This is a genomic window from Priestia sp. TSO9 (genome assembly GCF_021029645.1).
Taxonomy (GTDB): domain Bacteria; phylum Bacillota; class Bacilli; order Bacillales; family Bacillaceae_H; genus Priestia; species Priestia megaterium_E.
The window spans coordinates 895,791-917,768 of the sequence record NZ_JAJEKD010000013.1 but is presented as its reverse complement, the minus strand read 5'-3'; the positions used below and the strand labels follow the sequence as shown (position 1 = coordinate 917,768).

26 protein-coding genes are annotated in these 21,978 nt (G+C 37.4%); 15 read left to right on the top strand and 11 right to left on the bottom strand.

What is annotated here, in order from left to right; all coding sequences use genetic code 11:
- The first annotated feature begins 51 nt into the window (after positions 1-51).
- The gene (locus tag LJC66_RS12850; protein ID WP_013083346.1) at positions 52-486 is read left to right on the top strand and encodes a hypothetical protein; all 435 of its coding nucleotides are present in this window, start codon (positions 52-54) and stop codon (positions 484-486) included.
- A gap of 36 nt (positions 487-522) precedes the next feature.
- Here LJC66_RS12850 and LJC66_RS12845 read toward each other — a convergent pair whose 3' ends face one another.
- Positions 523-975, bottom strand: coding sequence for a MarR family winged helix-turn-helix transcriptional regulator (locus LJC66_RS12845; RefSeq protein WP_230932692.1), 453 nt, complete (start codon positions 973-975; stop codon positions 523-525).
- 198 nt (positions 976-1,173) lie between these two features.
- Between LJC66_RS12845 and LJC66_RS12840 the strand changes: the two genes are divergently transcribed.
- The 3 genes from LJC66_RS12840 to LJC66_RS12830 all read left to right on the top strand — a co-directional run bounded on the left by LJC66_RS12840 (position 1,174) and on the right by LJC66_RS12830 (position 3,590).
- Complete coding sequence (locus LJC66_RS12840) at positions 1,174-1,962, top strand: HAD family hydrolase (RefSeq protein ID WP_195696920.1); 789 nt, start codon at positions 1,174-1,176, stop codon at positions 1,960-1,962.
- A 186-nt stretch (positions 1,963-2,148) separates the two neighbouring features.
- Positions 2,149-2,772: a hypothetical protein gene (locus LJC66_RS12835; protein ID WP_230932691.1), complete on the top strand. Its 624-nt coding sequence runs from the start codon at positions 2,149-2,151 to the stop codon at positions 2,770-2,772.
- Positions 2,773-3,080: 308 nt separating this feature from the next.
- On the top strand, positions 3,081-3,590 hold the full coding sequence (locus tag LJC66_RS12830; RefSeq protein WP_195696922.1) for a hypothetical protein: 510 nt from the start codon (positions 3,081-3,083) through the stop codon (positions 3,588-3,590).
- 116 nt (positions 3,591-3,706) lie between these two features.
- On the opposite strand, the gene LJC66_RS12825 is transcribed toward LJC66_RS12830, so the two are convergent.
- The 3 genes from LJC66_RS12825 to LJC66_RS12815 all read right to left on the bottom strand — a co-directional run bounded on the left by LJC66_RS12825 (position 3,707) and on the right by LJC66_RS12815 (position 7,072).
- Positions 3,707-4,987 (bottom strand): Nramp family divalent metal transporter, encoded by a 1,281-nt coding sequence (locus LJC66_RS12825; protein WP_230932690.1) that lies wholly within the window; start codon positions 4,985-4,987, stop codon positions 3,707-3,709.
- Between the two features lie 156 nt (positions 4,988-5,143).
- Positions 5,144-6,082 (bottom strand): PD-(D/E)XK nuclease family protein, encoded by a 939-nt coding sequence (locus tag LJC66_RS12820; protein ID WP_230932824.1) that lies wholly within the window; start codon positions 6,080-6,082, stop codon positions 5,144-5,146.
- 495 nt (positions 6,083-6,577) lie between these two features.
- Positions 6,578-7,072, bottom strand: a complete 495-nt coding sequence (locus LJC66_RS12815) for a hypothetical protein (protein WP_230932689.1) — start codon at positions 7,070-7,072, stop codon at positions 6,578-6,580.
- A gap of 417 nt (positions 7,073-7,489) precedes the next feature.
- Here LJC66_RS12815 and LJC66_RS12810 point away from each other — a divergent pair, with 417 nt between their 5' ends.
- Positions 7,490-7,990 carry a GNAT family N-acetyltransferase gene (locus LJC66_RS12810; protein WP_195696926.1) on the top strand — a complete coding sequence of 167 codons (501 nt, stop codon included), beginning with the start codon at positions 7,490-7,492 and terminating at the stop codon, positions 7,988-7,990.
- A 35-nt stretch (positions 7,991-8,025) separates the two neighbouring features.
- Here LJC66_RS12810 and uraH read toward each other — a convergent pair whose 3' ends face one another.
- The 3 genes from uraH to LJC66_RS12795 are packed head-to-tail and all read right to left on the bottom strand — an operon-like array spanning position 8,026 to position 10,241.
- Positions 8,026-8,382: a hydroxyisourate hydrolase gene (gene uraH / locus LJC66_RS12805; RefSeq protein WP_195696927.1), complete on the bottom strand. Its 357-nt coding sequence runs from the start codon at positions 8,380-8,382 to the stop codon at positions 8,026-8,028.
- Positions 8,379-8,906 carry a 2-oxo-4-hydroxy-4-carboxy-5-ureidoimidazoline decarboxylase gene (gene uraD, locus LJC66_RS12800; protein ID WP_195696928.1) on the bottom strand — a complete coding sequence of 176 codons (528 nt, stop codon included), beginning with the start codon at positions 8,904-8,906 and terminating at the stop codon, positions 8,379-8,381. The genes uraH and uraD overlap by 4 nt, the downstream gene beginning before the upstream one ends.
- Before the next feature lie 15 nt (positions 8,907-8,921).
- Positions 8,922-10,241 (bottom strand): nucleobase:cation symporter-2 family protein, encoded by a 1,320-nt coding sequence (locus LJC66_RS12795; RefSeq protein ID WP_308280728.1) that lies wholly within the window; start codon positions 10,239-10,241, stop codon positions 8,922-8,924.
- Positions 10,242-10,510: 269 nt separating this feature from the next.
- On the opposite strand from LJC66_RS12795, the gene LJC66_RS12790 reads away from it, so the two are divergent.
- The 7 genes from LJC66_RS12790 to LJC66_RS12760 all read left to right on the top strand — a co-directional run bounded on the left by LJC66_RS12790 (position 10,511) and on the right by LJC66_RS12760 (position 15,514).
- Positions 10,511-11,098, top strand: coding sequence for a lysophospholipid acyltransferase family protein (locus tag LJC66_RS12790; RefSeq protein ID WP_195696930.1), 588 nt, complete (start codon positions 10,511-10,513; stop codon positions 11,096-11,098).
- A 20-nt stretch (positions 11,099-11,118) separates the two neighbouring features.
- Positions 11,119-11,604 carry a hypothetical protein gene (locus tag LJC66_RS12785; protein WP_013057211.1) on the top strand — a complete coding sequence of 162 codons (486 nt, stop codon included), beginning with the start codon at positions 11,119-11,121 and terminating at the stop codon, positions 11,602-11,604.
- Positions 11,605-11,823: 219 nt separating this feature from the next.
- A complete protein-coding gene (locus tag LJC66_RS12780; protein ID WP_195696931.1) occupies positions 11,824-12,897 on the top strand; it encodes a branched-chain amino acid aminotransferase in 1,074 nt (357 codons plus the stop codon).
- A 223-nt stretch (positions 12,898-13,120) separates the two neighbouring features.
- Positions 13,121-13,348, top strand: coding sequence for a hypothetical protein (locus tag LJC66_RS12775; protein WP_098658324.1), 228 nt, complete (start codon positions 13,121-13,123; stop codon positions 13,346-13,348).
- A gap of 137 nt (positions 13,349-13,485) precedes the next feature.
- Positions 13,486-13,767 (top strand): hypothetical protein, encoded by a 282-nt coding sequence (locus LJC66_RS12770; protein ID WP_195696932.1) that lies wholly within the window; start codon positions 13,486-13,488, stop codon positions 13,765-13,767.
- A gap of 106 nt (positions 13,768-13,873) precedes the next feature.
- Positions 13,874-14,332: a hypothetical protein gene (locus tag LJC66_RS12765; RefSeq protein WP_013083333.1), complete on the top strand. Its 459-nt coding sequence runs from the start codon at positions 13,874-13,876 to the stop codon at positions 14,330-14,332.
- A gap of 255 nt (positions 14,333-14,587) precedes the next feature.
- Positions 14,588-15,514 carry a manganese-dependent inorganic pyrophosphatase gene (locus tag LJC66_RS12760; protein ID WP_195696933.1) on the top strand — a complete coding sequence of 309 codons (927 nt, stop codon included), beginning with the start codon at positions 14,588-14,590 and terminating at the stop codon, positions 15,512-15,514.
- An 18-nt stretch (positions 15,515-15,532) separates the two neighbouring features.
- Here LJC66_RS12760 and LJC66_RS12755 read toward each other — a convergent pair whose 3' ends face one another.
- Positions 15,533-16,477, bottom strand: coding sequence for an alpha/beta hydrolase (locus LJC66_RS12755; RefSeq protein WP_195696934.1), 945 nt, complete (start codon positions 16,475-16,477; stop codon positions 15,533-15,535).
- A 225-nt stretch (positions 16,478-16,702) separates the two neighbouring features.
- Here LJC66_RS12755 and ilvD point away from each other — a divergent pair, with 225 nt between their 5' ends.
- Entirely contained in the window at positions 16,703-18,379 is a 1,677-nt protein-coding gene (gene ilvD, locus LJC66_RS12750; RefSeq protein WP_013083330.1) for a dihydroxy-acid dehydratase, read from the top strand.
- Between the two features lie 67 nt (positions 18,380-18,446).
- On the opposite strand, the gene LJC66_RS12745 is transcribed toward ilvD, so the two are convergent.
- Positions 18,447-18,875 (bottom strand): GNAT family N-acetyltransferase, encoded by a 429-nt coding sequence (locus LJC66_RS12745; protein WP_153252880.1) that lies wholly within the window; start codon positions 18,873-18,875, stop codon positions 18,447-18,449.
- A 295-nt stretch (positions 18,876-19,170) separates the two neighbouring features.
- Here LJC66_RS12745 and LJC66_RS12740 point away from each other — a divergent pair, with 295 nt between their 5' ends.
- The gene (locus LJC66_RS12740) at positions 19,171-19,959 is read left to right on the top strand and encodes a DUF4240 domain-containing protein (protein WP_195696935.1); all 789 of its coding nucleotides are present in this window, start codon (positions 19,171-19,173) and stop codon (positions 19,957-19,959) included.
- A 46-nt stretch (positions 19,960-20,005) separates the two neighbouring features.
- Here LJC66_RS12740 and LJC66_RS12735 read toward each other — a convergent pair whose 3' ends face one another.
- The gene (locus tag LJC66_RS12735) at positions 20,006-20,983 is read right to left on the bottom strand and encodes a DMT family transporter (protein ID WP_195696936.1); all 978 of its coding nucleotides are present in this window, start codon (positions 20,981-20,983) and stop codon (positions 20,006-20,008) included.
- Positions 20,984-21,068: 85 nt separating this feature from the next.
- Here LJC66_RS12735 and LJC66_RS12730 point away from each other — a divergent pair, with 85 nt between their 5' ends.
- Entirely contained in the window at positions 21,069-21,626 is a 558-nt protein-coding gene (locus LJC66_RS12730) for a helix-turn-helix domain-containing protein (RefSeq protein ID WP_195696937.1), read from the top strand.
- A 44-nt stretch (positions 21,627-21,670) separates the two neighbouring features.
- On the opposite strand, the gene LJC66_RS12725 is transcribed toward LJC66_RS12730, so the two are convergent.
- Positions 21,671-21,955, bottom strand: coding sequence for a hypothetical protein (locus LJC66_RS12725; protein WP_028408390.1), 285 nt, complete (start codon positions 21,953-21,955; stop codon positions 21,671-21,673).
- Between the last annotated feature and the right edge of the window lie 23 nt (positions 21,956-21,978).

Sequence of the window (21,978 nt, the reverse complement as noted above, 5' to 3'; positions counted from 1 at the left end):
TACTTTTCCTACAATATAATGGTAGAAAGTCGATAAAGGAGGGAGCTACCTATGACGGCTAAACATCCGCTTCACTACCATTTCGGAGAAGTAACGGAGCTTTTTCATTACATATACGAAGTTTGTGAAACAGCAGGTATTTATATTGACTGGAGCGGAACAGCCCAAACCGTTCAGCTATATAGAAGCAAAGAATCTTTTTTATCCGGAGAACGCTACATCGGAGCGATTCAGTATGAGGGAAGCAATCAGTTTCAAAAAAGATGGCCTTCTACCGTCAGTTTGAGATTTCGACGTGCGAACTTGTCGTTTATTTTAAAATATTGTTTAGAACAAATTGAAGACTACCGCAAAGACACGAACAAAGAACCCTTCATTAATCCAAATGCAGAATCCATCGCGTTTAAATTCACCTCTTTAACAGATGAAACCAAACAAGTGATTTCAAAAATCAAAGAAGTGCTATGCATCGCCAACTACGTGTAAAACCCCGCAGAATGTTAGCTGTGGGGTTTTGGGCATTTAACGCAGGTCTTCTGTGTCTTGAAGCAATTGTTCGGCGCGGTATTCAAGTTTTTGTAAAGTTTCGGTATAAATTTTCACCTGCTGCTCGTTTAATTCGGACGTTAATTCGAAAAATACCTGCTCCACAGCAGGCGTTACTTCTGCTTTTAAACGCAGGCCGTCTTCTGTTATTTGAATAAAAAACGAGCGGCGATCTTCTGGATTTCTGATACGCTGAATCCAATTTTGCTTTTCTAGTAAATCTAAAATTTTAGTCAGCGTCGCTTGATCTTTATCCGCTCGTTCAGCTAATTGTTTCTGCGTACTATATTCAGATTCTGATACGCGTTTTAAAACGGTCCACTGTTCTGGTGTAATCCCAAAAGGACGCAAGCGTGCGGCAACTACTCTGCTTAAGCGCTTACTTGTACGAACGGTGGGAATGCCGAACATTTCTTCTAACGATTCCATATAAAACCTCCTGCATACATACATGCTGTGATTATATCAGCTGTTTTTATTTCTGTAAATTTGTTTGTAAAGAGGACGCTTGATAAAAATAAATTTACAGAATAAATCGCAAATACACTAGACTTATTGTGTGTATCCTTGTAATCTAGTGTAAGAATAGTTAAACTTTTTCAAAAACAGTAGGGGGTACACACATCCATGATTAAAGCGGTATTTTTCGACTTAGACGACACGCTACTTTGGGACCAAAAAAGCGTAAAAGAAGCATTCGTTGCAACCTGTACATATGCAAGTGAGAAATATAATTTAAAACCTGAAGAACTAGAAGAAGCGGTGCGTAAGGAAGCAAGAGAATTATATGCTTCGTATGAAACCTATGAGTTTACGCAAATGATTGGCATTAATCCATTTGAAGGATTATGGGGAAATTTTTTAGACGATCATGATGAATTCCGCAAAATGAAAGATATTGTTCCTGCTTATCGCAAAGAAGCTTGGACTCGAGGTCTTCGTACTCTAGGAATTCACGACGATGCTTTTGGAGCAGAGCTAGCTGAGCGTTTTCCGTTAGAGCGCCGCAAAACACCGTTTGTATACGAGGAAACGTTTGAAGTGCTTGATAAATTAAAAGGAAAGTACAAGCTGCTGCTGTTAACAAACGGTTCACCTGACTTACAAAATACCAAATTAGATATTACATCAGAACTAGTTCCATATTTTGATGAGATTGTGATTTCAGGTGCATTTGGCCGAGGTAAGCCTGATCCATCTATTTTCGACCATGCTTTATCACTTATGGATTTAAAGAAAGATGAAGCGATTATGGTTGGAGATAATTTAATGACAGATATACTGGGTTCTTCTCGTGTTGGAATGAAATCTGTATGGATTAATCGTCACGATAAAGAGCGAAATGAAGTCATTCCTACTTATGAAATTACCCATTTAAGTGAACTGCATTCAATTTTAGATGAACTAAATTCATAATATGAACAAACAAAAAAGAGGCGTAAATCGTCTCTTTTTTGTTGTAAAAATAAGCACAGCAGTCTTTGAAGGTTCTATATCCGTTCCAAATCTCACTGACTTCATTCACATTGCACCAATATTATCCTTTATTCCTAGATAAATACCATGTAGCATAGTATATAGACTAGTCATTGGAGGAATAACATGAAGAAAATAGTTACCAGAAGCCTTATAGGGGCTGCTTTGTTCACAAGTCTCGCCGCTTGTGAAGACAAACAAGGCGATACGCACGTCACTTATAAAAACACTCAACCTAAACATGCCCCTGGAGCAGACACCATTTCAGCAGCCGATGAAACGATGGCCCCTGTAAGTCGGGTAGCTCAAGAAGATGAAACCGATGATCGATTAGCATTTGGAGAACGATCAAAACACGGTCAATATTATGTGTCCACAACGGATGCGCAATTTTATCCTGTTAAAGGAGCTAAACAAGTAAACACCCATTACATTGTCGTATCCGTTCAGTTTCAGCGAACACCTAATGAACATTCGACTGTAGTATTAAACGACACGACGCTTACATTACAAGACACAGCAACTTATCAAACCTACGAACCGTCTGATGGAGGAAATTTATCGACAGAAACCCCGCACACCCTGTGGACAGCTTTTTCATCACCGTCACTATCTGACGATGAACCACTTAACCTCGATGTTGCATTTAAAATTCCAAAAAAGGCCAACCATACGTATAACCTATTAATTACACAGCAATCAGAACGAGCGGATGTGTTTAAGTTTGAAGAAGCCAAACAAGATTATTAATTACATACAAAAAAATGCCTGTCTTTTGTTTTATAAAAAAAGAAGGCGTTTTTTTGTAAAAACCATCTTGTTTCTCATAGAAAGAGCAAACGATACTACAACTCCTGAATCAAAAGAAGGAATATACAAGGGAAGCGGAGCAAACGATAGACATAAAAAGAAAAAGAGAATAGACATAAAACGCGTTAGTGTAGTCAAGTTCAAAAAGAACGTGTATCATTGTAACTGCTGGTAACAAAAGATAGACATAAAATATAAATAACAAAGTTATGAGAAAGGAAAAGGTGCGTACATCACGTTAAAGACATATGAATCATAAACATACAAAAACAACTACTGAATTTAGTAATAAAAAAATAAACATGCATTTGAATAGAAAGCTATCAGCCGCTATTACAGCTGCGTTTCTTTTTACTTTACTTTTTTGTTTTATGCCAGGTATAAAAGAGTCAATTCCCAATTTTTCTATTAAAAAAACCAGTCCGCATTTCATTGATTTATTTCCTTTATACCTTTTATTTTTTACACCCTTCTTTTTAATAATGGGGACGTTAGGCACGGTTATCGTTGATTTATTAGTCAGTGCTTTTGTAAAAGACCGTAGTAAAAAAATTGATTTTATCATGTCATTCATGTTTCACGCCATTTTTGGGTTATTAATGTTTGAATTCGGAATGCTGGGCGTCATTCTTATTTTTATTGTTGATCGCATTCTTTCAATCCGTAAAGAAAACTACTCTTATTTATATCCACTGGGTTGCTTAGTACTGTCGGCCATTATTGGAACTCTCGTCTATTTCATTTTTGCTATGGTTTAATAAAAGAATACTAAAAAAGAGACCTCAAAAAGTTAGATGCAGCCTAACAAATGAGGTCTCTTTTTTTGCTTTTTTTCTTCTTTTAAAAACACTATTTGGGTAAGTTGTTTAGTTTGCTATGCTATCGTTTGATAAACCAAAAAGAGATTTAAACAAATGACTAATGCAGCTATCACCCAAGCTACAGCCGTTGTAGCTTTATGATTAACCAATCCGCCCATGATTTTTTTGTTGCTTGTAAACATGATAAGAGGAACGAGCGCAAATGCAATTCCGAACGATAAAATAACTTGACTGACAACTAGTGCACTTGTTGGATTTACGCCCAATCCGATAATCAAAAGCGGCGGAATAATTGTAATGAACCGGCGAAGATATAAAGGGATTCTGCGTTTGATAAATCCTTGCATGATGACGTCTCCAGACATTGTCCCGACCGAAGAACTTGAAAGTCCTGAAGATAATAATCCAACTCCGAACGCAATAGCTGCAAAGGGACCAATTAAATGTTCAAATTGTGTAAAAGCCACGTCCAAATCTTGCACGTTTAGTCCGTTTTTAAAGAACAGAGCGGCTGCGACAATCAGCATGCTTGCATTAATTGCACCAGCGATAATCATGGCAATCACAATATCGATAAATTCAAAGCGGAAAATCGCTTTTTTCTCTGATTCTGTAGTTCCTACCACGCGGCGCTGCGTAAGAGCTGAGTGCAAATAAATCGCGTGTGGCATAACTGTAGCACCTAAAATCCCAGAAGCTAACAGCACGCTGTCTGTCCCATGAAACTGAGGGACAAATAAGCCGTGGACAACACTTGCGCCGTCTGGATGCGCAAGAAACATTTGAGTCCCAAAAGCTAATACCACAATAAAAACCATCGCTGCAATCACTGCTTCTAGCAGTCGAACACCTCGTCTTTGTAACTCTAAAATAGCAAAAGAACCTACCGCTGCGATAAGTGCAGCTGGGAACAAAGGAATATGAAATAATAAATAAATTCCAAGAGCAGCCCCGATAAATTCTGCTAAATCCGTCGCCATAATGACCAATTCCCCTTGTATCCAAAGCCCAAAAGAAACGAAGGACGGGAAGTGTTCCTGTGCTATCTCGGGTAAATTCAAGCCCGTCGCAATCCCTAATTTAGCTGATAACGATTGAATTAAGACAGCCATTAAGTTAGAAATTAATACAACCCAAAGCAGCATGTATCCGTATTGAGAGCCCGCTGCAATGTTAGTAGCAAAATTACCTGGGTCAATATAAGCAACCGCTGCGATAAAAGCAGGCCCTAAGAAAGGCAATAATCGCTTAATTCCTTTTGTTTTACCCGACAATACGTCTTGAGCACTTAGCTGCATAGCCGATAATGCTTTACTGCCGTTTTGATCTTTCATGTCTAGTGCTCCTTTCTTTGGTGAACAATAAATAGCCCAAGCTAATTTTTTTATATGAAGTATAAAATGTTTCCTTAATGCAAATTATATGCTAGCAAAGGTTCTTTTGACAATAAAAAAGTTTAGCAAAAAATATAGATCATCTTCAGCTGTTTTTCATCCCGTTTGGCACAATTCTTTAAATGCACAGCCGTGACAGGAGGCAGGCATATCTGTTTGAGGGAAATGCTCAAGCGGAAGAGGCTGATTTACCTCTGAGTCTCCCAAAAAAGTTTTCATATAATCAATGCTTGTATCAACTTGCTGAAGAACAGCTTCAATTTCGTGAAGAGTAAGCTGATACGTACGCGCACTGCCTGAAAGTAAGTATTCGTTCCGGACTTTTATCTGATCAACGGAAATATTATATTCGGCTAGCACGTAGAGGGCGTATATCGCCAGTTGAAACAAATCATCTTTTGTTTGTTTACTTGTTTTCCAATCAACAATCGTAAATTCGTCTGTGACTGGATTTTTAAAAAGAGAATGAAAAGGCGCATATACTTTATGATCGTACACATTTATAGAACGAAACGACTGGTGGGGCTCCACTTCTAAAAAAGGGGAAGATACGATGTCGCCAAGCGATTTACTTTGTAAAAAGTGATGTACACAAATTTGTACCCGTTTTTGCATGTCTTTAAGATCTTCTTTAGAAATATAGCCGTTTTCGTAGAATTCTAAAAGCATCTTATACTGAGCGGGCTTATGATACCAAAGCTCTCCATAGTCAGTAGAATCACGCAGTGCGTTATTTAGTAGCTGCTGCGCTTTCTCCGTTAAGTTCTGTTCATCCGGAACAATCTGTGTAGAGGTATAGTCAGAAATGGCCTCTGTAATCACTTGACGAACGGCTTGTCCGGCGTACATAGATAAAGTGGAAACCTTTTTTAGACGATAAGCGCTCTGAGACTGAGCAGAAGCGCTGTCAAGCCATCCGTTATGTGAGACATAATAATGATAGGCATACTTCCGTTTGCACTCTGTGACCATTTTATGCCTGGAGTACGACCATGAAAATTCAGGGAAATCAGTGATTTGAAACAAGCTATTCACATCCTTTTTCAAAAACTGCGCATAGGTTGGTCTATTAGTATATTCGTACATGAGTTAAAATAGACTCGAAATGTAGAAAGTGAATAGCTACGCATGCATATTATTTTGTGGATTCTCGTGAAATATGTATAAATAGAAAAAACTATTTAAAAATTGATTGCTTTTTTCTGTGGCGGATGTTATATTAATAAAGCGATGAGCTAATTTGTGTAAGTCGAAGGACATGCTTTCGAGCTAAACGTGTGAATGTGGTCACACGGTCCCCGCCACAAACGCATCAAAGACGTCCTGCGTGGACGTCTTTTTCATTTTATAAAAAAGAGAGCGCTAGCGCTCTCTTTTTTTGTGGGATTATTTTCTGAAAAAGTTAAGGGCTGTTATTTGAATGCTTTCACTATATTTTTAATATTTCTTTTTTATTCCACACATCGTTTCCTGCTTGCAACAAGAGTTTTCTTATCCGATTTTCTCGACCAAACGTAAATATATAAAAACTTACTGTATTTGCACATTTGCCGCATATTGCATGGTTCCTCTTGTAGAGTTAATTGCAATATCAACAACGTACAAACCTTGATTTTTAGGAACCTCAAATTCATTATTTTTGACAAACAGCTTGGTTTTTTCACCGTTATCTCTCCATATATGCACACTCACACTACGAATATAAGCACCGTCTAAATTCGAAAAATGGAGCTTAACTGATTGCTGCTGCTTCAATGGTATGCTTTTTTGCTGCGATATGTATGTATATAAATCATATACATTTATTTCTTTTTTTGTTGTTGAACGGCCGTTTGACCAGTTAATAGAACCTTTGTGAAGGTGATAGGTATGTTCGTTGACCGCAAGCGCAGCTTCAGGTTTGTTTTGATCGTATTCTTCCTCTAGAAAGAAAGCACTGTTCTTAAGTAAAAGTAAGAAGAACACAATAACAGCTCCTAGACCGCTTAAGACATATACACCACATTTTGCGGGTTGTACTTTCATAATAATTTCCTTTCACAGACCAATAATTAAGGAGGATAGGTACATAAAATTTCCACTTTTTCTATTCTAAACGATTACAAGTGAAATTACATTTATTGCTTTCTTTCTTCACAAAAAACAGGATAATAGTCATGCGTTTTTTATAAAAGGTCTCCTTAGATCAAAATCAAACCTATAGAAAAGGAAGATAAATGGAAATCAAAAGAGGGAATCTAAAAAATTTACAGAAGTTGATAAGTGATTTAAAATTATACAAAGGAAAAAAAGTATTTCAAAAAAAGGGAGATTAGTAGGTTTTTTGTTCTACTCCCACTTCTTAAAAAGTCGTATTTTTCGTAAGAAACTGTAAAGCTATATTTTATAAAGGTGAACCAATACATATACAAACAAAAGGGACACAGAAAAAGGGGGATCAGCATGGAAATTAGAGAACTAGAATTACATGATGCTGCAAACTTTGTAGATTTGCTTAAACAGATTGAAGAAGAAAGTAAGTTTATGCTGTTTGAAAGCGGAGAGCGAAAGCTGAGTACAGATCAGCAGGAGAAAAACATCGAAATCTTTAAGCAACAGCCAAACTCTACGATTATTGTAGCAGAAGAAAGCGAGATGCTTGTGGGATATATAGCTGCAACAGGGGGGGGAGCTAACCGAAACGCTCACATCGCTTCTTTGACATTAGGCATTCGAAAGACGTTTCAAAATCAAGGAATTGGGACGGCTTTAATCGGTGCACTTGAAGAATGGGCGAGAGAACATCATATTCATCGTCTTGAACTGACAGTCGCTATACAGCATGAAAAGGCTCTTTCTTTATATGATAAAGTAGGATTCGAAATTGAAGGAACAAAAAAACATTCACTCCGGATTGGCGGTTTGTTTATTGATGAGTACTATATGTCTAAATTGCTGAACTAAAAAAGAAACGACGTTTAAAGACGCCGTTTCTTTTTTTAACTTCCTCTATAAATTTGGTATCCCCACGGTGACACAAGTAAAGGGACGTGATAATGTTCTTGTTCAGAAGACAATCCGACTCGAACAGAAACTTGATTTAAAAAGGGCGGATTTGTTGTTTGGACTTCTTTTTTTTTATAATATTCCCCGATATGAAACAGAAGTTCGTAATCTCCTGATTCAAACTCTTCAGAAGAGAAGAGCGGAGTTACTAACCTCCCGTCTTCATTTGTAGTACCGTGTGAAATTTTTATTCGTTTACTTTCCGACTGAATATGATAAAAATCAACTTTGACAAAAGCAGCCGGACATCCGTGGGTAAGATCTAAAATATGCGTTGTGATTTTAGTCATGCTCGTTTCTTTGTCCCCTTATCTTCAATGATTTTATCAGTTAAGCGAAAGAAAGCAATCTTATATACTTCTTCTAATGCTGTATCAAACTCCGTTTGCTCGGTATTTAGTAAACGACTTTGCATTGCCTCGTATATATCTTCTTTTTGTTTACCTCGTACTGCCAAAATAAAAGGAAACGGAAACTTCTCCATATACGTTCCATTAAGAGAAGAAAACTGTTCATACTCATCTTGCGTTAAGTTTTGTAAGCCTGCTTTGGTTTGTTCTTCAGTAGAAGCAGATGTCATGGCAATATTTTCACCTAGATTTGGATGAGCTTGCAGCAGCTTCAGCTGTTTTTCTACAGACGCTTGCGCTACAATTTCTTTCATCATAGCATGAAGTTGTTCAACGGAAGAGAAAGGACCTTTAGAATAAGCCTCTTCTGCAACCCAAGGTGAATGTTCAAATATATCACCAACTAGTGAAACAAAATGCTTCTTGCTAAGCTGATTTACATACTGCACAGATACGTTATTCATACTACACCACCTTTATTATATTTCTGAATAATCGGTCTTCTCTAAAGAGACAGAAGGTACTTTTCGTTCAATTGATGCGTTAAAAAAGAGATTTAATAAAATGGCAGCTAAACTTCCCGTAATAACTCCATCGCTTACAATTACGCGCAAAGCATTTGGGAGCTGAGCGAATAGATCAGGTACCACCGTTACACCAAGGCCGAGTGAAAGAGAACACGCAATAATCAGCAAATTTTCTTGTTTGGACAAATCAACAGCACTTAGCATTTTGATGCCTGATGAAATAACTAAACCAAACAACACGACCATTGCTCCTCCTAAAACAGGGGTGGGAATAATGGTTGTAAAAGCAGCGATTTTCGGAACAAGCCCCAGTAATATGAGAATGAAGCCGGCTACTACCACTACATTTTTTGTTTTTACTTTCGATAATTGAACCAGTCCTACATTCTGAGCGAATGTATTGTAAGGGAAAGCATTAAATAGCCCTCCAAGGACAATGGCGATTCCTTCTGCACGGTAGCCTTTTGTAAAATCTTTTTCCGTTAATTCCCGATCACACAGCTTTCCTAACGCTAAAAATACGCCTGTAGACTCAATGATAATGACCAAGCATACGAGAATCATTGTTAAAATAGGGCCGATTTCAAAAGTAGGCATCCCGAAATAAAAAGGAGTGGGAATGTGCAGCCAAAAAGCTTCATTAAAATTAGCAAAATCAACTTTTCCCATTAATACAGCGGCTATTGTTCCAACTACAATTCCAATCAACACAGAAAGAGAACGAAGAACACCGCTGAAAAATCGATTTAAAATTAAAATAAGCGCTAGAACACCAAAAGAAAGAAGAAGATTAGAAAGAGAACCAAAATCTTTGCTTCCCACTCCTCCTGCCATATTTCGGACGGCGGATGGTACAAGCGATAAACCAATCATCGTCACAACCGTTCCCGTGACAACGGGAGGGAAAAATTTAATAATTTTGCCTAAAAAACTTGCTGCCAGTACGATGAAAATACCACCGGCAATAATCGCTCCGTAAACGGCACTAATTCCATATTGAGTTCCAATTGCAATCATAGGAGTCACCGCTACAAATGAGCTTCCAAGTACAACAGGAAGACCAATCCCAAACCACCTGTTCGTCCAAGCCTGCAGCAGCGTAGCTAGTCCGCAGGTCAGTAAATCAATGGCTACGAGATAGGCTAAGTCATGTGCATTTAAATTTAATGCGCGTCCTACCATCAGCGGAACGAGAATGGCACCCGCATACATAGCGAGTACGTGCTGTAATCCCAATGAAGCTAGTCGAAACGGTCGATTTTGGTTATCCACCTAAAAACCTCCTTTAATTATATCACATGTAATGTTAATAAATATTACATTTAGAATGATACATTAATAGTAAAATGTTTTTTAAGGGATGTCATTAGTCAAGTTGACCAAAAACAGAGGTTTCAATATCTACTTTTTTACAATATACAGAGAAGCAGGTAAGCTATCGTGTAAAAAGATGTTACATTTATTTTTTAGTACCAGATATTAATATCAAGTGATATAATTTTGTATATATTTTCAAATAATAGAGGGAAGAGGAAATGTTTATGTATAATCTTGCGGCTCACGCATGTAAATTTTTATTAAAAAGAAGAGGTAAGCTTTACATAAGGAATAAAGAGTTTTTACCAACAGACACAGGTTTTGTGATCGCTTGTTCGCATAAGGGATGGGTAGACGTTGTAGCGCTTGGTGCGGCTATTTTGCCTCACCAAATTCATTTTATGGCAAAAAAGGAGCTTTTTAATCATATACTCACTAGTAATGTATTAAAAAAACTTAACGCATTCCCAGTAGATCGTAACAACCCGGGACCCAGCAGCATTAAAATACCTATTAAATTAGCAAAAGAAGGACATATCGTCGGGATTTTCCCTAGCGGCACGCGAACAAAGGAAGACGTTCCTCTGAAAAGAGGGGCAGTCACTATAGCGAGCATGGCAAAGGTTCCTATTGTACCCGCAGTTTACAAAGGACCTGCAAATGTAAAAGAACTATTTTCGAAGGATCCTATTGTTATCTCCTTTGGAAAACCTATCTACCTTGGGGAAGATAAACTGACAAAGGATCGCCTTGAGGACGTGTCAAACCATTTAACAGCTTCAATTCGTGCGTTAGAGGAAACAGCAAGATAACTTCATAGCGGAGGTGCACCATGAAGGATTGGGTACAGAGAAAGCTAAACGATGTAATTAGTGATGATGTGCAGGCAAAAATGAAAGAAAAGATGGCTGAAAGCGGGGTAACCGTTCCTATATCCGCTTCTATGCTCATGCGAATTTTTCAAAAACAAATGACAAAGCAAGATCAAATTCAGCAATTTTCTATTTCATTTCAAGACTCCTATATTCACGTGAATGGAATTATTAAAAAATTTCTGGTGAGAATTCCATTTTCCATTGTGCTAGAACCCCTTGAGGCAAAAGAACGTACGCTTCTATTCAAAATCCATGAAATGAAACCTCTTAATCAAAATTGGATCAACTATCGAATTTTTCACAAGCCGCCTGTTACTACGTATGAAGAAAAACAAATTCATATCAATCTCAATGAAATTGATAAAGTGAAGGTCATTCCAGTGGGGAAAATCAAACAATTTTCAATACAAGATGAAAAGCTTCGAGTGAAAATTGGTTTATAAATAGTTGTAAATAAAATGTAGAAATAGTTTTTTCAGAAAGAAAACCTTTTCAGTTCAGCACTTAATTTGATTAGGTGCTATTTCTTTATAATTTTTATAAAATTTTTAGAATTTTTCGTCTCTAACTATTGTGACACGCTTCCCTAAAGTTGTACAATGTAACTTATATAGAGGTTTAAGCGCAAAACCCGTAAATATAAAGAGCAAGGAGAAACAACTATGACAACTTATTCAATCGATGTAACACTAAGTCAAACAAAAAAAGAAAAGCCGCAATCTGATCAATTGCAATTCGGGAAAGTCTTTACGGACCATATGTTCATTATGGATTATACAGAAGGCCAAGGATGGCACGATGCTCGTATTGTACCTTATCAACCTATCACATTAGATCCGGCATCCATGATCTTTCATTACGGGCAGTCTGTTTTTGAAGGACTAAAAGCATATGTAACAAAAAAAGAGCAAGTATTATTATTTAGACCAGATGAGAACTTCAAACGTTTAAATAAATCAAATGATCGTCTTTGTATTCCTCATGTTGATGAAGACTTAGCGCTAGAAGCGTTAAAACAGCTGATTAAAATTGACCGCGAATGGATTCCTACTGCTGAAGGTACATCACTATACATTCGCCCGTTTGTCATCGCAACAGAGCCTTACTTAGGAGTAGCGCCGTCTGACCGCTATCAATTTATCATTATTCTTTCTCCAGTTGGTTCATATTACAAAGAAGGGATTGCTCCTGTAAAAATTGCGGTTGAAAGCGAATTTGTTCGTGCTGTAGCCGGAGGGACAGGAACGGCTAAAACAGGCGGAAACTATGCTTCAAGCTTAAAAGCTCAGCAGCTTTCTGACTCAAAAGGATATTCACAAGTACTGTGGTTAGACGGAGTTGAACGCAAGTACATTGAAGAAGTAGGAAGCATGAATATTTTCTTCAAAATCGATGGAGAAGTAGTAACGCCATCTGTGAACGGAAGCATTTTGGAAGGAATTACGCGTAAATCGATCATTGAGCTGTTAAAACATTGGGATATGCCTGTAACTGAGCGCCGTATTTCTATGGAAGAAATTCAGCAAGCTTATTCCGAAGGCAAACTAGAAGAGGCATTTGGAACAGGTACAGCTGCAGTTATTTCTCCAATTGGCGAACTATTTTGGAATAACGAGAAAATGGTCCTCAACGGTGGAAACACGGGAGAAGTGTCACAAAAACTGTATGACACTCTAACAGGTATTCAAAATGGTACAGCGGAAGATCCATTCGGCTGGGCAGTGGAAGTAGAATAAATTTCGATAATCGAATATCTTTTTACGTAAAAGAAGCGGGACAGCTCCCGCTTCTTTTTTTATTTGTTGCCGAATAGTCCAAAAGAAACAAGTTATTTTTTGAATATTTAGAACTATTTATATACTTTTATTGTAAAATAAAATATAATTATCCTTATAAAAGCGATACTTTGTCTTTATTGAAATTCACAGCATTACTTATTCGTTATAAGGGGAGAACAAAATGCTTTTTTTATCACATGATGAAAAAATTAAACAGCTGGCTTCACACTTAGCTGAACGACTCGAAAGAGAATTAAACCAAGAAACCTCAGGTGAACAAATGCACGTGCTCATCGGCTATTTATTTGCTTCTCATTTAATCGAGCACCGTCCTACGGGTTATTACGTAAGGTCTCAATACCCTGAGCAGCTAAAAGATTTATATGAAACTTTACACGTCCACCAATAAATTATCTCTTCCTCTTTTGTCCTATATCGTGTAGAATTTTAGAAAATATATGATTTTCTAGTTGATGGCAGAGCTAGGACATAGTGTGGTGTGGCATTTACCTTTAAATGATCAAGTAATGGCTTTAGAGGTGAATAATGTTAGCGCAGATCAAAGAAATGAGTTTAGATAAAAATCGTCGTAATCCACATTACCGCGTATTGTTGCAGTGTCCAGACGGGAGTGAACTATTCATTCACTTTAATTATACATACCGATCAAAAACATATTGGTCAAGAGATGTATATCACAACAATGTTCATAAAAAATCTCAGCTTGCTTGGTATACCCAAAGCGTAGAGGAAATGACTGCTCAGCAGTTTCTTGAAGAGCTAGGAGCTAAAGTAAATGAACATTTCGATTTTACACTGCGACGATAACCCAAAAAAAGCACCCCTTCATATGGGGTGCTTTTTTTGGTTGTTTTACACAAATAAGGACAGAATAATGTATATTCTCTTTTTTGAAATGAAAGGTGGAATGTTCATGGCGCAAATTGTAATGTGGGTGTTTTTTATCGGTCCTTGGCTATTGCTTTTTGCAGTGGATAAAGAGCGAGTAAAGCGGTATATGGCTGTATCACTATTCGGAGTGGTATTGTTAACGATGGTTTTTCAAATTGCAGATCGCTTTAACTGGTGGGAAGTGAATAAAACTCTTTTTTTCTTTGTTAATATGACGCCTTTTCCTTTTGGCATATTTATAATAGGCACGCTTTTTATTTTTTATTTTACCTATCCTGGCTTTTGGATGTTTATGATTATCAATGCAGCTTTCGATTTATTTCAAGCACTTGTCATGAGTCCTATCTTTGAAAAACTAGACATTTATACACTCAAGGAAATGAATCATTTTTTATTATTTGTACTAATGATGGTTATTGCTGTTCTACTTTTTCTTTATCAAAAGTGGCAAGATACTGCGTTTAAGTTATCTATCAAGTGATAGATAGAGAGCTTGTGTTTTATCGCTAACTTTTATATAATGAGCGTATAAAACCCTCTATTTATATCGGAAATAGAGGTGTTTTTACTATGGGAAAGATACAAAATGGCAAAATATCTGCGGATGAACATCATTTTTCGCAAAAAAATTAAAATAATGTAAAAGTTTATGTTAAAATGGCAATGTTGCGTGAACGAATTAACTAACTTTACGCAAGAATGCTATTTACATACGTAAGAAGGAGAGAGATTTAAGATGGCAAAGACGTTAATTTTTGGACATAAAAATCCTGACACAGATACAATCTGTTCTGCAATTGCATACGCTGATTTAAAGAATAAATTAGGTGTAGACGCTGAACCAATTCGATTAGGGGATATTAACGGTGAAACGCAATTTGCTCTTGAAAAGTTCAACGCTGAACTACCACGTTTCGTTGATGAAGTATCTAAAGAAACAAATGAAGTTATTTTAGTGGACCACAACGAACGCCAGCAAAGTGCAAACGATATTGATCAAGTTCGTGTGCTTGAAGTAATTGATCATCACCGTATTGCTAACTTCGAAACAGCAGATCCTCTATACTATCGTGCAGAGCCAGTTGGATGTACGGCAACGATCTTAAACAAGATGTATAAAGAAAACGGCGTAGAAATCGAACCTAACATCGCAGGTCTTATGCTATCAGCTATCATTTCTGATTCTTTATTATTCAAGTCACCAACTTGCACAGACCAAGACGTTGCAGCTGCTAAAGAATTAGCCGAAATTGCAGGCGTAGATGCAGAAGAGTACGGATTAGCAATGCTGAAAGCTGGAGCTGACTTAGGCGATAAAACAGCTTCACAATTAATTTCATTAGATGCTAAAGAATTCAGCATGGGTACAAGCAAAGTAGAAATTGCTCAAGTGAATGCAATTGACGTAAACGACGTTTTAGTGCGCAAAGTTGAATTGGAAGAAGCTATTACTAAAACAATCGAAGAAAAAGGATTACAATTATTCCTTTTAGTTGTTACAGATATTTTAAACAGCAACTCTACTGCATTAGCATTAGGTTCTGCTGCTTTAAAAGTAGAAGAAGCATACAACGTAACGCTTGAAAACAATACAGCTGTCTTAGAAGGCGTTGTATCACGTAAAAAGCAAGTAGTTCCTGTATTAACATCTGTATTTGCTTAATAAAAAAACGGTTCGTGTCTAAACACGAACCGTTTTTTTGTCCATTTGCACGTCAAGCCAATTTAGTATATCGTCTATCACTTCATCTTTATTTAATTCATTAAGCAACTCATGACGGCACTGTGTAAAAAAGCGGTAGCTTACGTTCTGCAATCCGGCTTTTTTAAAGTCGTTATATACTTTGCGTACACCTTTTGTATAGCTGCCTACTGGATCATGTTCTCCAGATATTAAATAAACAGGCAGGCTCGATGGGACTAGCTTTATATTAGCTAAGTTAGAGATTTGTTTGATTCCTGTTAATAAGTCATAGAAAAACCCTGCTGTGAAAACTCCTCCGCAGTAAGGGTCATTTACATATAAATCTACAGCCTCATTATCTTGACTTAACCAATCAAAAGGTGTTCGAGCAGGATGAAAGGATTTGTTGTACTGCCCAAAAGAAAGTTTATCAAGCAATGGACTAGCAGATCGTAATCCTTTTCTTTTTTTCTCTATTTTCGTAGCTAATATGCCGGCCTTCAGTGAAAGGGAAGGAATGCTGCCAGTACCTGAGAGCATCACGCCGTGAATGTGCTCTGTATTCAATTGAATATATCTTCTCGTTAGAAAAGACCCCATGCTGTGACCGAAAAGAAAGATTGGTAGGTTGGAGTGTTCCGTTGAAATGTGCTTAGTCAAAGCAATCATATCGTAGACTACTGTATCAAAACCATTTTCTTCAGCAAAAAAACGCTTTTCTTCATCTTTTAAAGCTGTTTGACCGTGACCGCGGTGATCATTTCCATATACGATGTAGCCATGTTGAGTTAATACATTAGCAAAGTATTCGTAGCGTCCAATATGTTCGGCCATTCCATGGGCTATTTGGACAACGCCTTTTGCAGAATTGTTTTCAACATTCCATTTTTGTGCAAATATTTCTTTTTCCTGATGACCTCTGTAGTAAAAGGATTGTTTCATGCTCAGCATTCACCTTCTGCTTTCCTGTAAAATAAGGGATATATGTATATATTATACTAATTTATGCAGATGATTTTACTATTTTAAAATAAAAAATGATTATTTTGTCATAAACCTTTACAAACCTTTATGTGATTTGTTAAATTAGTATTTATATTAAAAATTATTAAACAATTTAAAAAGATTTAGTTTTTAATAGGTTAGATGAATACGGAGGGAATTATTGTGGCAGAATTAAGAAGTAACATGATCAAAAAAGGATTCGACAGAGCACCGCACCGCAGCCTACTGCGTGCAGCTGGTGTAAAAGAAGAGGATTTCGGCAAACCGTTTATTGCGGTTGTCAATTCATATATTGATATTGTACCAGGTCATGTTCACTTACAAGAGTTTGGTAAAATCGTAAAAGATGCGATTCGCGAAGCTGGTGGCGTACCTTTTGAAATGAACACTATCGGTGTAGATGACGGTATTGCGATGGGACATATCGGTATGCGCTATTCATTACCAAGTCGTGAAATCATTGCTGACTCAGTTGAAACGGTAGTATCTGCTCACTGGTTTGATGGAATGGTATGTATTCCAAACTGTGATAAAATCACGCCTGGGATGTTAATGGCTTCATTACGTCTGAATATTCCGACAGTTTTTGTTAGCGGCGGACCAATGAAGGCTGGCGTAACAAGCGACGGTCGTAAGATTTCTCTTTCTTCAGTATTTGAAGGCGTAGGAGCTCATCAAGCTGGTAAACTTGATGATAAAGGATTACTTGAATTAGAACAATTCGGCTGTCCGACATGCGGATCTTGTTCAGGAATGTTTACAGCGAACTCAATGAACTGCTTAGCTGAAGCGTTAGGACTTGCTTTACCTGGAAATGGTACAATCTTAGCAGTTGCTCCTGAACGTAGAGAATTTGTTAAGAAATCAGCTAAACAGCTTATGGAATTAATTAAATTAGATTTAAAACCACGTGATATCGTCACAGAAAAAGCAATCGACAACGCATTTGCTTTAGACATGGCGTTAGGTGGTTCTACAAATACAGTTCTTCATACGCTAGCTCTTGCGAATGAAGCTGAAATTGATTATCCGTTAGAGCGCATCAATGAAGTAGCGGAACGCGTGCCTCACTTGGCAAAACTCGCTCCGGCTTCGGATGTATTTATTGAAGACTTACATGAAGCAGGAGGCGTATCGGCTGCTCTAAACGAGCTATCTAAAAAAGAAGGAGCTCTTCATTTAGATACGATGACGGTTACTGGAAAAACGCTAGGCGAAAACATTGCAGGATGCGATGTAAAAGACTATAACGTTATTCATCCAATCGATAAGCCGTTTACAGAAAAAGGCGGACTTGCTGTATTGTTTGGTAACTTAGCTCCAGACGGCGCGATCATTAAAACAGGCGGTGTTCAAGATGGCATTACTCGCCACGAAGGACCGGCAATTGTATTTGAGTCTCAAGACGAGGCGCTGCACGGTATTGCTAACGGAAAAGTAAAAGAAGGACATGTCGTAGTCATTCGTTATGAAGGACCAAAAGGCGGACCGGGAATGCCTGAAATGTTAGCTCCAACTTCTCAAATTATGGGAATGGGACTAGGTGCAAAAGTAGCACTATTAACAGACGGACGCTTCTCTGGCGCTTCACGTGGATTATCAATTGGCCACGCGTCTCCAGAAGCTGCTGAAGGCGGCCCACTAGCATTTGTCGAAGATGGCGACCACATCGTGATTGACATTGAAGATCGTTCGATGAATGTTCAAGTTTCTCCAGATGTTTGGGCAGAACGAAAAGCAAACTGGAAAGGCTTTGAGCCAAAAGTTAAAAAAGGCTATCTTGCAAGATATTCTAAACTTGTAACTTCTGCAAGCACGGGCGGAATTATGAAAATCTAATAGCACAAAAAAGGCTCTCTGCTGAGAGCCTTTTTCTTTACTAAAGTAACGGTGCAAAGAAGCATTTTTAACACGAAAATTCTTTTTTCATAATAACGTGTGGAATACCGTCTTCCATAAAGACATCAGAAACAGTCTTATAGCCTAACTTATGATAAAAAGGTTCAGCCTGAACTTGACCGTGAAGCTTAGCTTGAGTTAATCCTTCTTTTTTCGCTGCTTCTTCTAAGCTGGCCACCACTTCTTTTCCGAGCCCGTATTTTCTAAATTCCTTTAATACGCATATTCGCTCTATTTTGGCGTAATCGTCTACTATGCGGAATCTACCAGAAGCTGCCGGTTTATTGTTATAGTAAATCAACATATGTTTTGCCGTTTCCTCATGTTCATCAAATTCATCTTTTAAGGGCACGCCTTGTTCTTCAACAAACACTGTTTTACGTATACGGAATACTTCTTCAAGCTGCTCTTTTGTTGTAACATGCTCAATTTTCATTAAAATCCTTCCTTTTCTACGAATTTAAGCTTCTTTTTTGTATAATAAAAATACGTGATATAAAAAGAGTATAAAGGAAAAATAAAATGTTGTAAATGCAACAAAAATTAACTAATGAACATATTACACAAATTTGTGGTCATTGCTCACTGTTTAAACGACTTCAGAAATAATAAAATCAACTGAAACATGTTAAAAAAGCAAAGAAAAGGGATTATGAAGCGCTGTGAATCTACATAACTTGTAAAAAGAGAAATATTTAAAATAGTAGTGGGATGAAAAAGGGGAATGTATCATGCAAATAACCTTAGTGTATAAAGATGAGCAATCGAATAAATTTTGGAAAGTTGAAAGAAGAGACAGCAAGTTAGTCATTCACTTTGGAAAAGTTGATACAGCCGGTCGCATGCAAGTGAAAGAGTTTGCTTCCAAAGAAGCTTGTGAAGCGGAAGCTGAAAAGCTGATTCGTGCAAAAATGCAGAAAGGATATAAACCTTTAACTTGTTCAATGCAAGTAATGAAAGACAGCACGATGTCAGAGGATCTCTTTTGGGAACTGATAAAAAAGGCGAAGACAAAATTAGATGTCGACGAGCAAATGGAATGGCTCCGCTCAACGCTAGCAAAGCGTTCTGAAAAAGACATTTTCCGCTTTGATCAGCTATTAAATCAGCATTTTGATCAATCCTATACTTCTTCATTGTGGGCAGCAGCTTATATTGTAATGGGCGGTTGTTCAGATGATTGTTTTGATTATTTTAGAGCGTGGCTTTTATATCAAGGAAAAGACATATATTATAAAGCAATTGAATCTCCTGAGACGATGATTTCTGTTCTTCAACCACTAGAAGCAGAAGGCTATGCTCCTCAATTAGAAGAATTACTTGCTGTAGCGTGCGAAGCTTACGAAGAAAAGACAGGTTTAGATAACGACTATTATTATGATAAATATGACCAGTTTGACCCAATGTGGTACGATGAGCAAGATTTGGATCTTGATTGGGATGAAGATGATGAGGACGGTTTACAGATGCGATTCCCTGTGCTTTGGAGTCGCTATTGGAACAATCACCTCGAATATTAAAAAGAAGAGATGAAAATCTGTTTACAGACTTTCATCTCTTCTTTTCTTATTTTGATAGAGTGGGTGACGACGCGGTCTGAGATAGTTTTGTTTTTTTGTTTAGCATACTGTTCATAATCATTCCAATTACGATTATCGTCATACCAGCTAACGCAATCCCTGTTGGCATACGGCCATTTAATAAAAACACTTCGCCAAGAACGGTAAAAATCATGCTGCCTGATTGAGTTGCTTCGACCGCTCCAAGCAAACCTAAATTTTCTTTTGCCAAGTCTGTTGCGTAAAAGAACGTCATCGTAGCAATTACACCTGAACTCATTGCCAAGAGAAAGGCTTGAGAAAATTGAGGAGCACTCGGAATACCTGTAGTAAAGAAACCGTATATTGCGTAAATAATGCTTAGGGGAATGCTTCCTAACGCCATTCCCAATACACGTTGGAACGTATCGAGCTTTCCGCTGCATATTTCCATCATTTTTCGGTTTCCAAGCGGGTATAAAAATGCAGCGACAACAACAGGTAGAAACCCTAGAATAAACTGCATAGCCGTAATATTTTCTGCTTCTTTTACCTGCATAAGAATCACGCCTACTAAAATAAACGCTGAAACGCTAAGCGTTTTTAGCGGAATTTTCCCTCTTACTTTTTTATATCCTTCTGCAGTTTGAACTTTTATAAAAAACAACGGAGAAAGAAGAGCTCCAGCTAGAATGGTCACTTGCCACGTTCCTGCCACTAGCCATGATGGTCCGAAAAGTGAGGAAAAACTTAAGAGAGAATAAAAGCCTACTCCTGCAAGTGTACCCCAGCCAAGCCAAGCCCACGGATGTTTTTTCATTTCCTTCCACAGAGGCGTAAATTTCTTTTGCAGCAGCACTAAAATGAGTAAAATAGGAATAGCGAATAAAAAGCGGAGGGATGCAGTCCATGCCCAACTCGTTCCAGATACATTCATTGCTCGGTTGACGATAAACGTAGCGGAAAAGAACATGGAAGATAATAGTCCCCATATTATTGCTTTCATTGTTTACCCTCCTTATCAAATATATTATAATATGTTAATTACTCAAAAAAGTTTATCATAATATACATCAGAAAGGAAGGAAGAAATGCATACAGAAGACATGATTAAAAAAGTAGGCAGTGAATTACGAAAAATCAGGATGCAAAATCATTTGACGCTGGATGAACTGGCTGAAAAGACAGGAGTCAGCAAACTCACATTAGGAAAAATTGAAAGAGGAGAGACGAACCCTACTTTAGGGGTGATGTGGAAAATAACCACAGGTTTAAATATTCCTTTAACCAAATTAGTGTCAGTAGAACCTTCAGTATCCCTATCTAAGTGCGGAGGGGGATTTTCTCTTAAAGGACCAGATGAAGCTTGGAAAATTGAGTTTATGTTTCAAAATCAAATGGATTCGACGATTGAAATGTACCGAGCATTTCTTTCACCTCTTGCTACATACAGTCCGGAACCGCATCACAAAGGATTAATTGAAGTAGCAACGGTAATGGAAGGAAGAGTTGAAATAAAGATTGAAGAAGAGGTATACGAGTTAAACCAATTTGACTCGGTGAAATTTGAAGGAAGTCACACGCACTCATACAAAAATCTCGAAGAACGTCCCGCTGTGCTGCATCTACTAGTAAAATATGAGCAATAAAGCGGCAGAGCCGCAGTAAAACGAACCATAAAAAATAATTCGTTTTACTGCGGCTCTAATAGCTGTTTATTCATCAGCTTGTTTTGGTAGCTAATATATTTTTTTACTTTAATGATACTTAATGAATATTCTTCAATTAAACGGTGGATAGATTGAACCATACACTCTGGATAATGATGTTTTTTCTGTAAATATACTTTATACTTTCGAATTTGTCTTTCAAAATATAAAATAACTTGTTCAGGCGTTTTCACCAGTAAAGATTGCATGTATTCATTTACTTGCGTTTCAAGAAAAGAATAGCGATTCGTGATAAAAAATGTCTTCATCTTATTTTCCTCCCTATATGTTA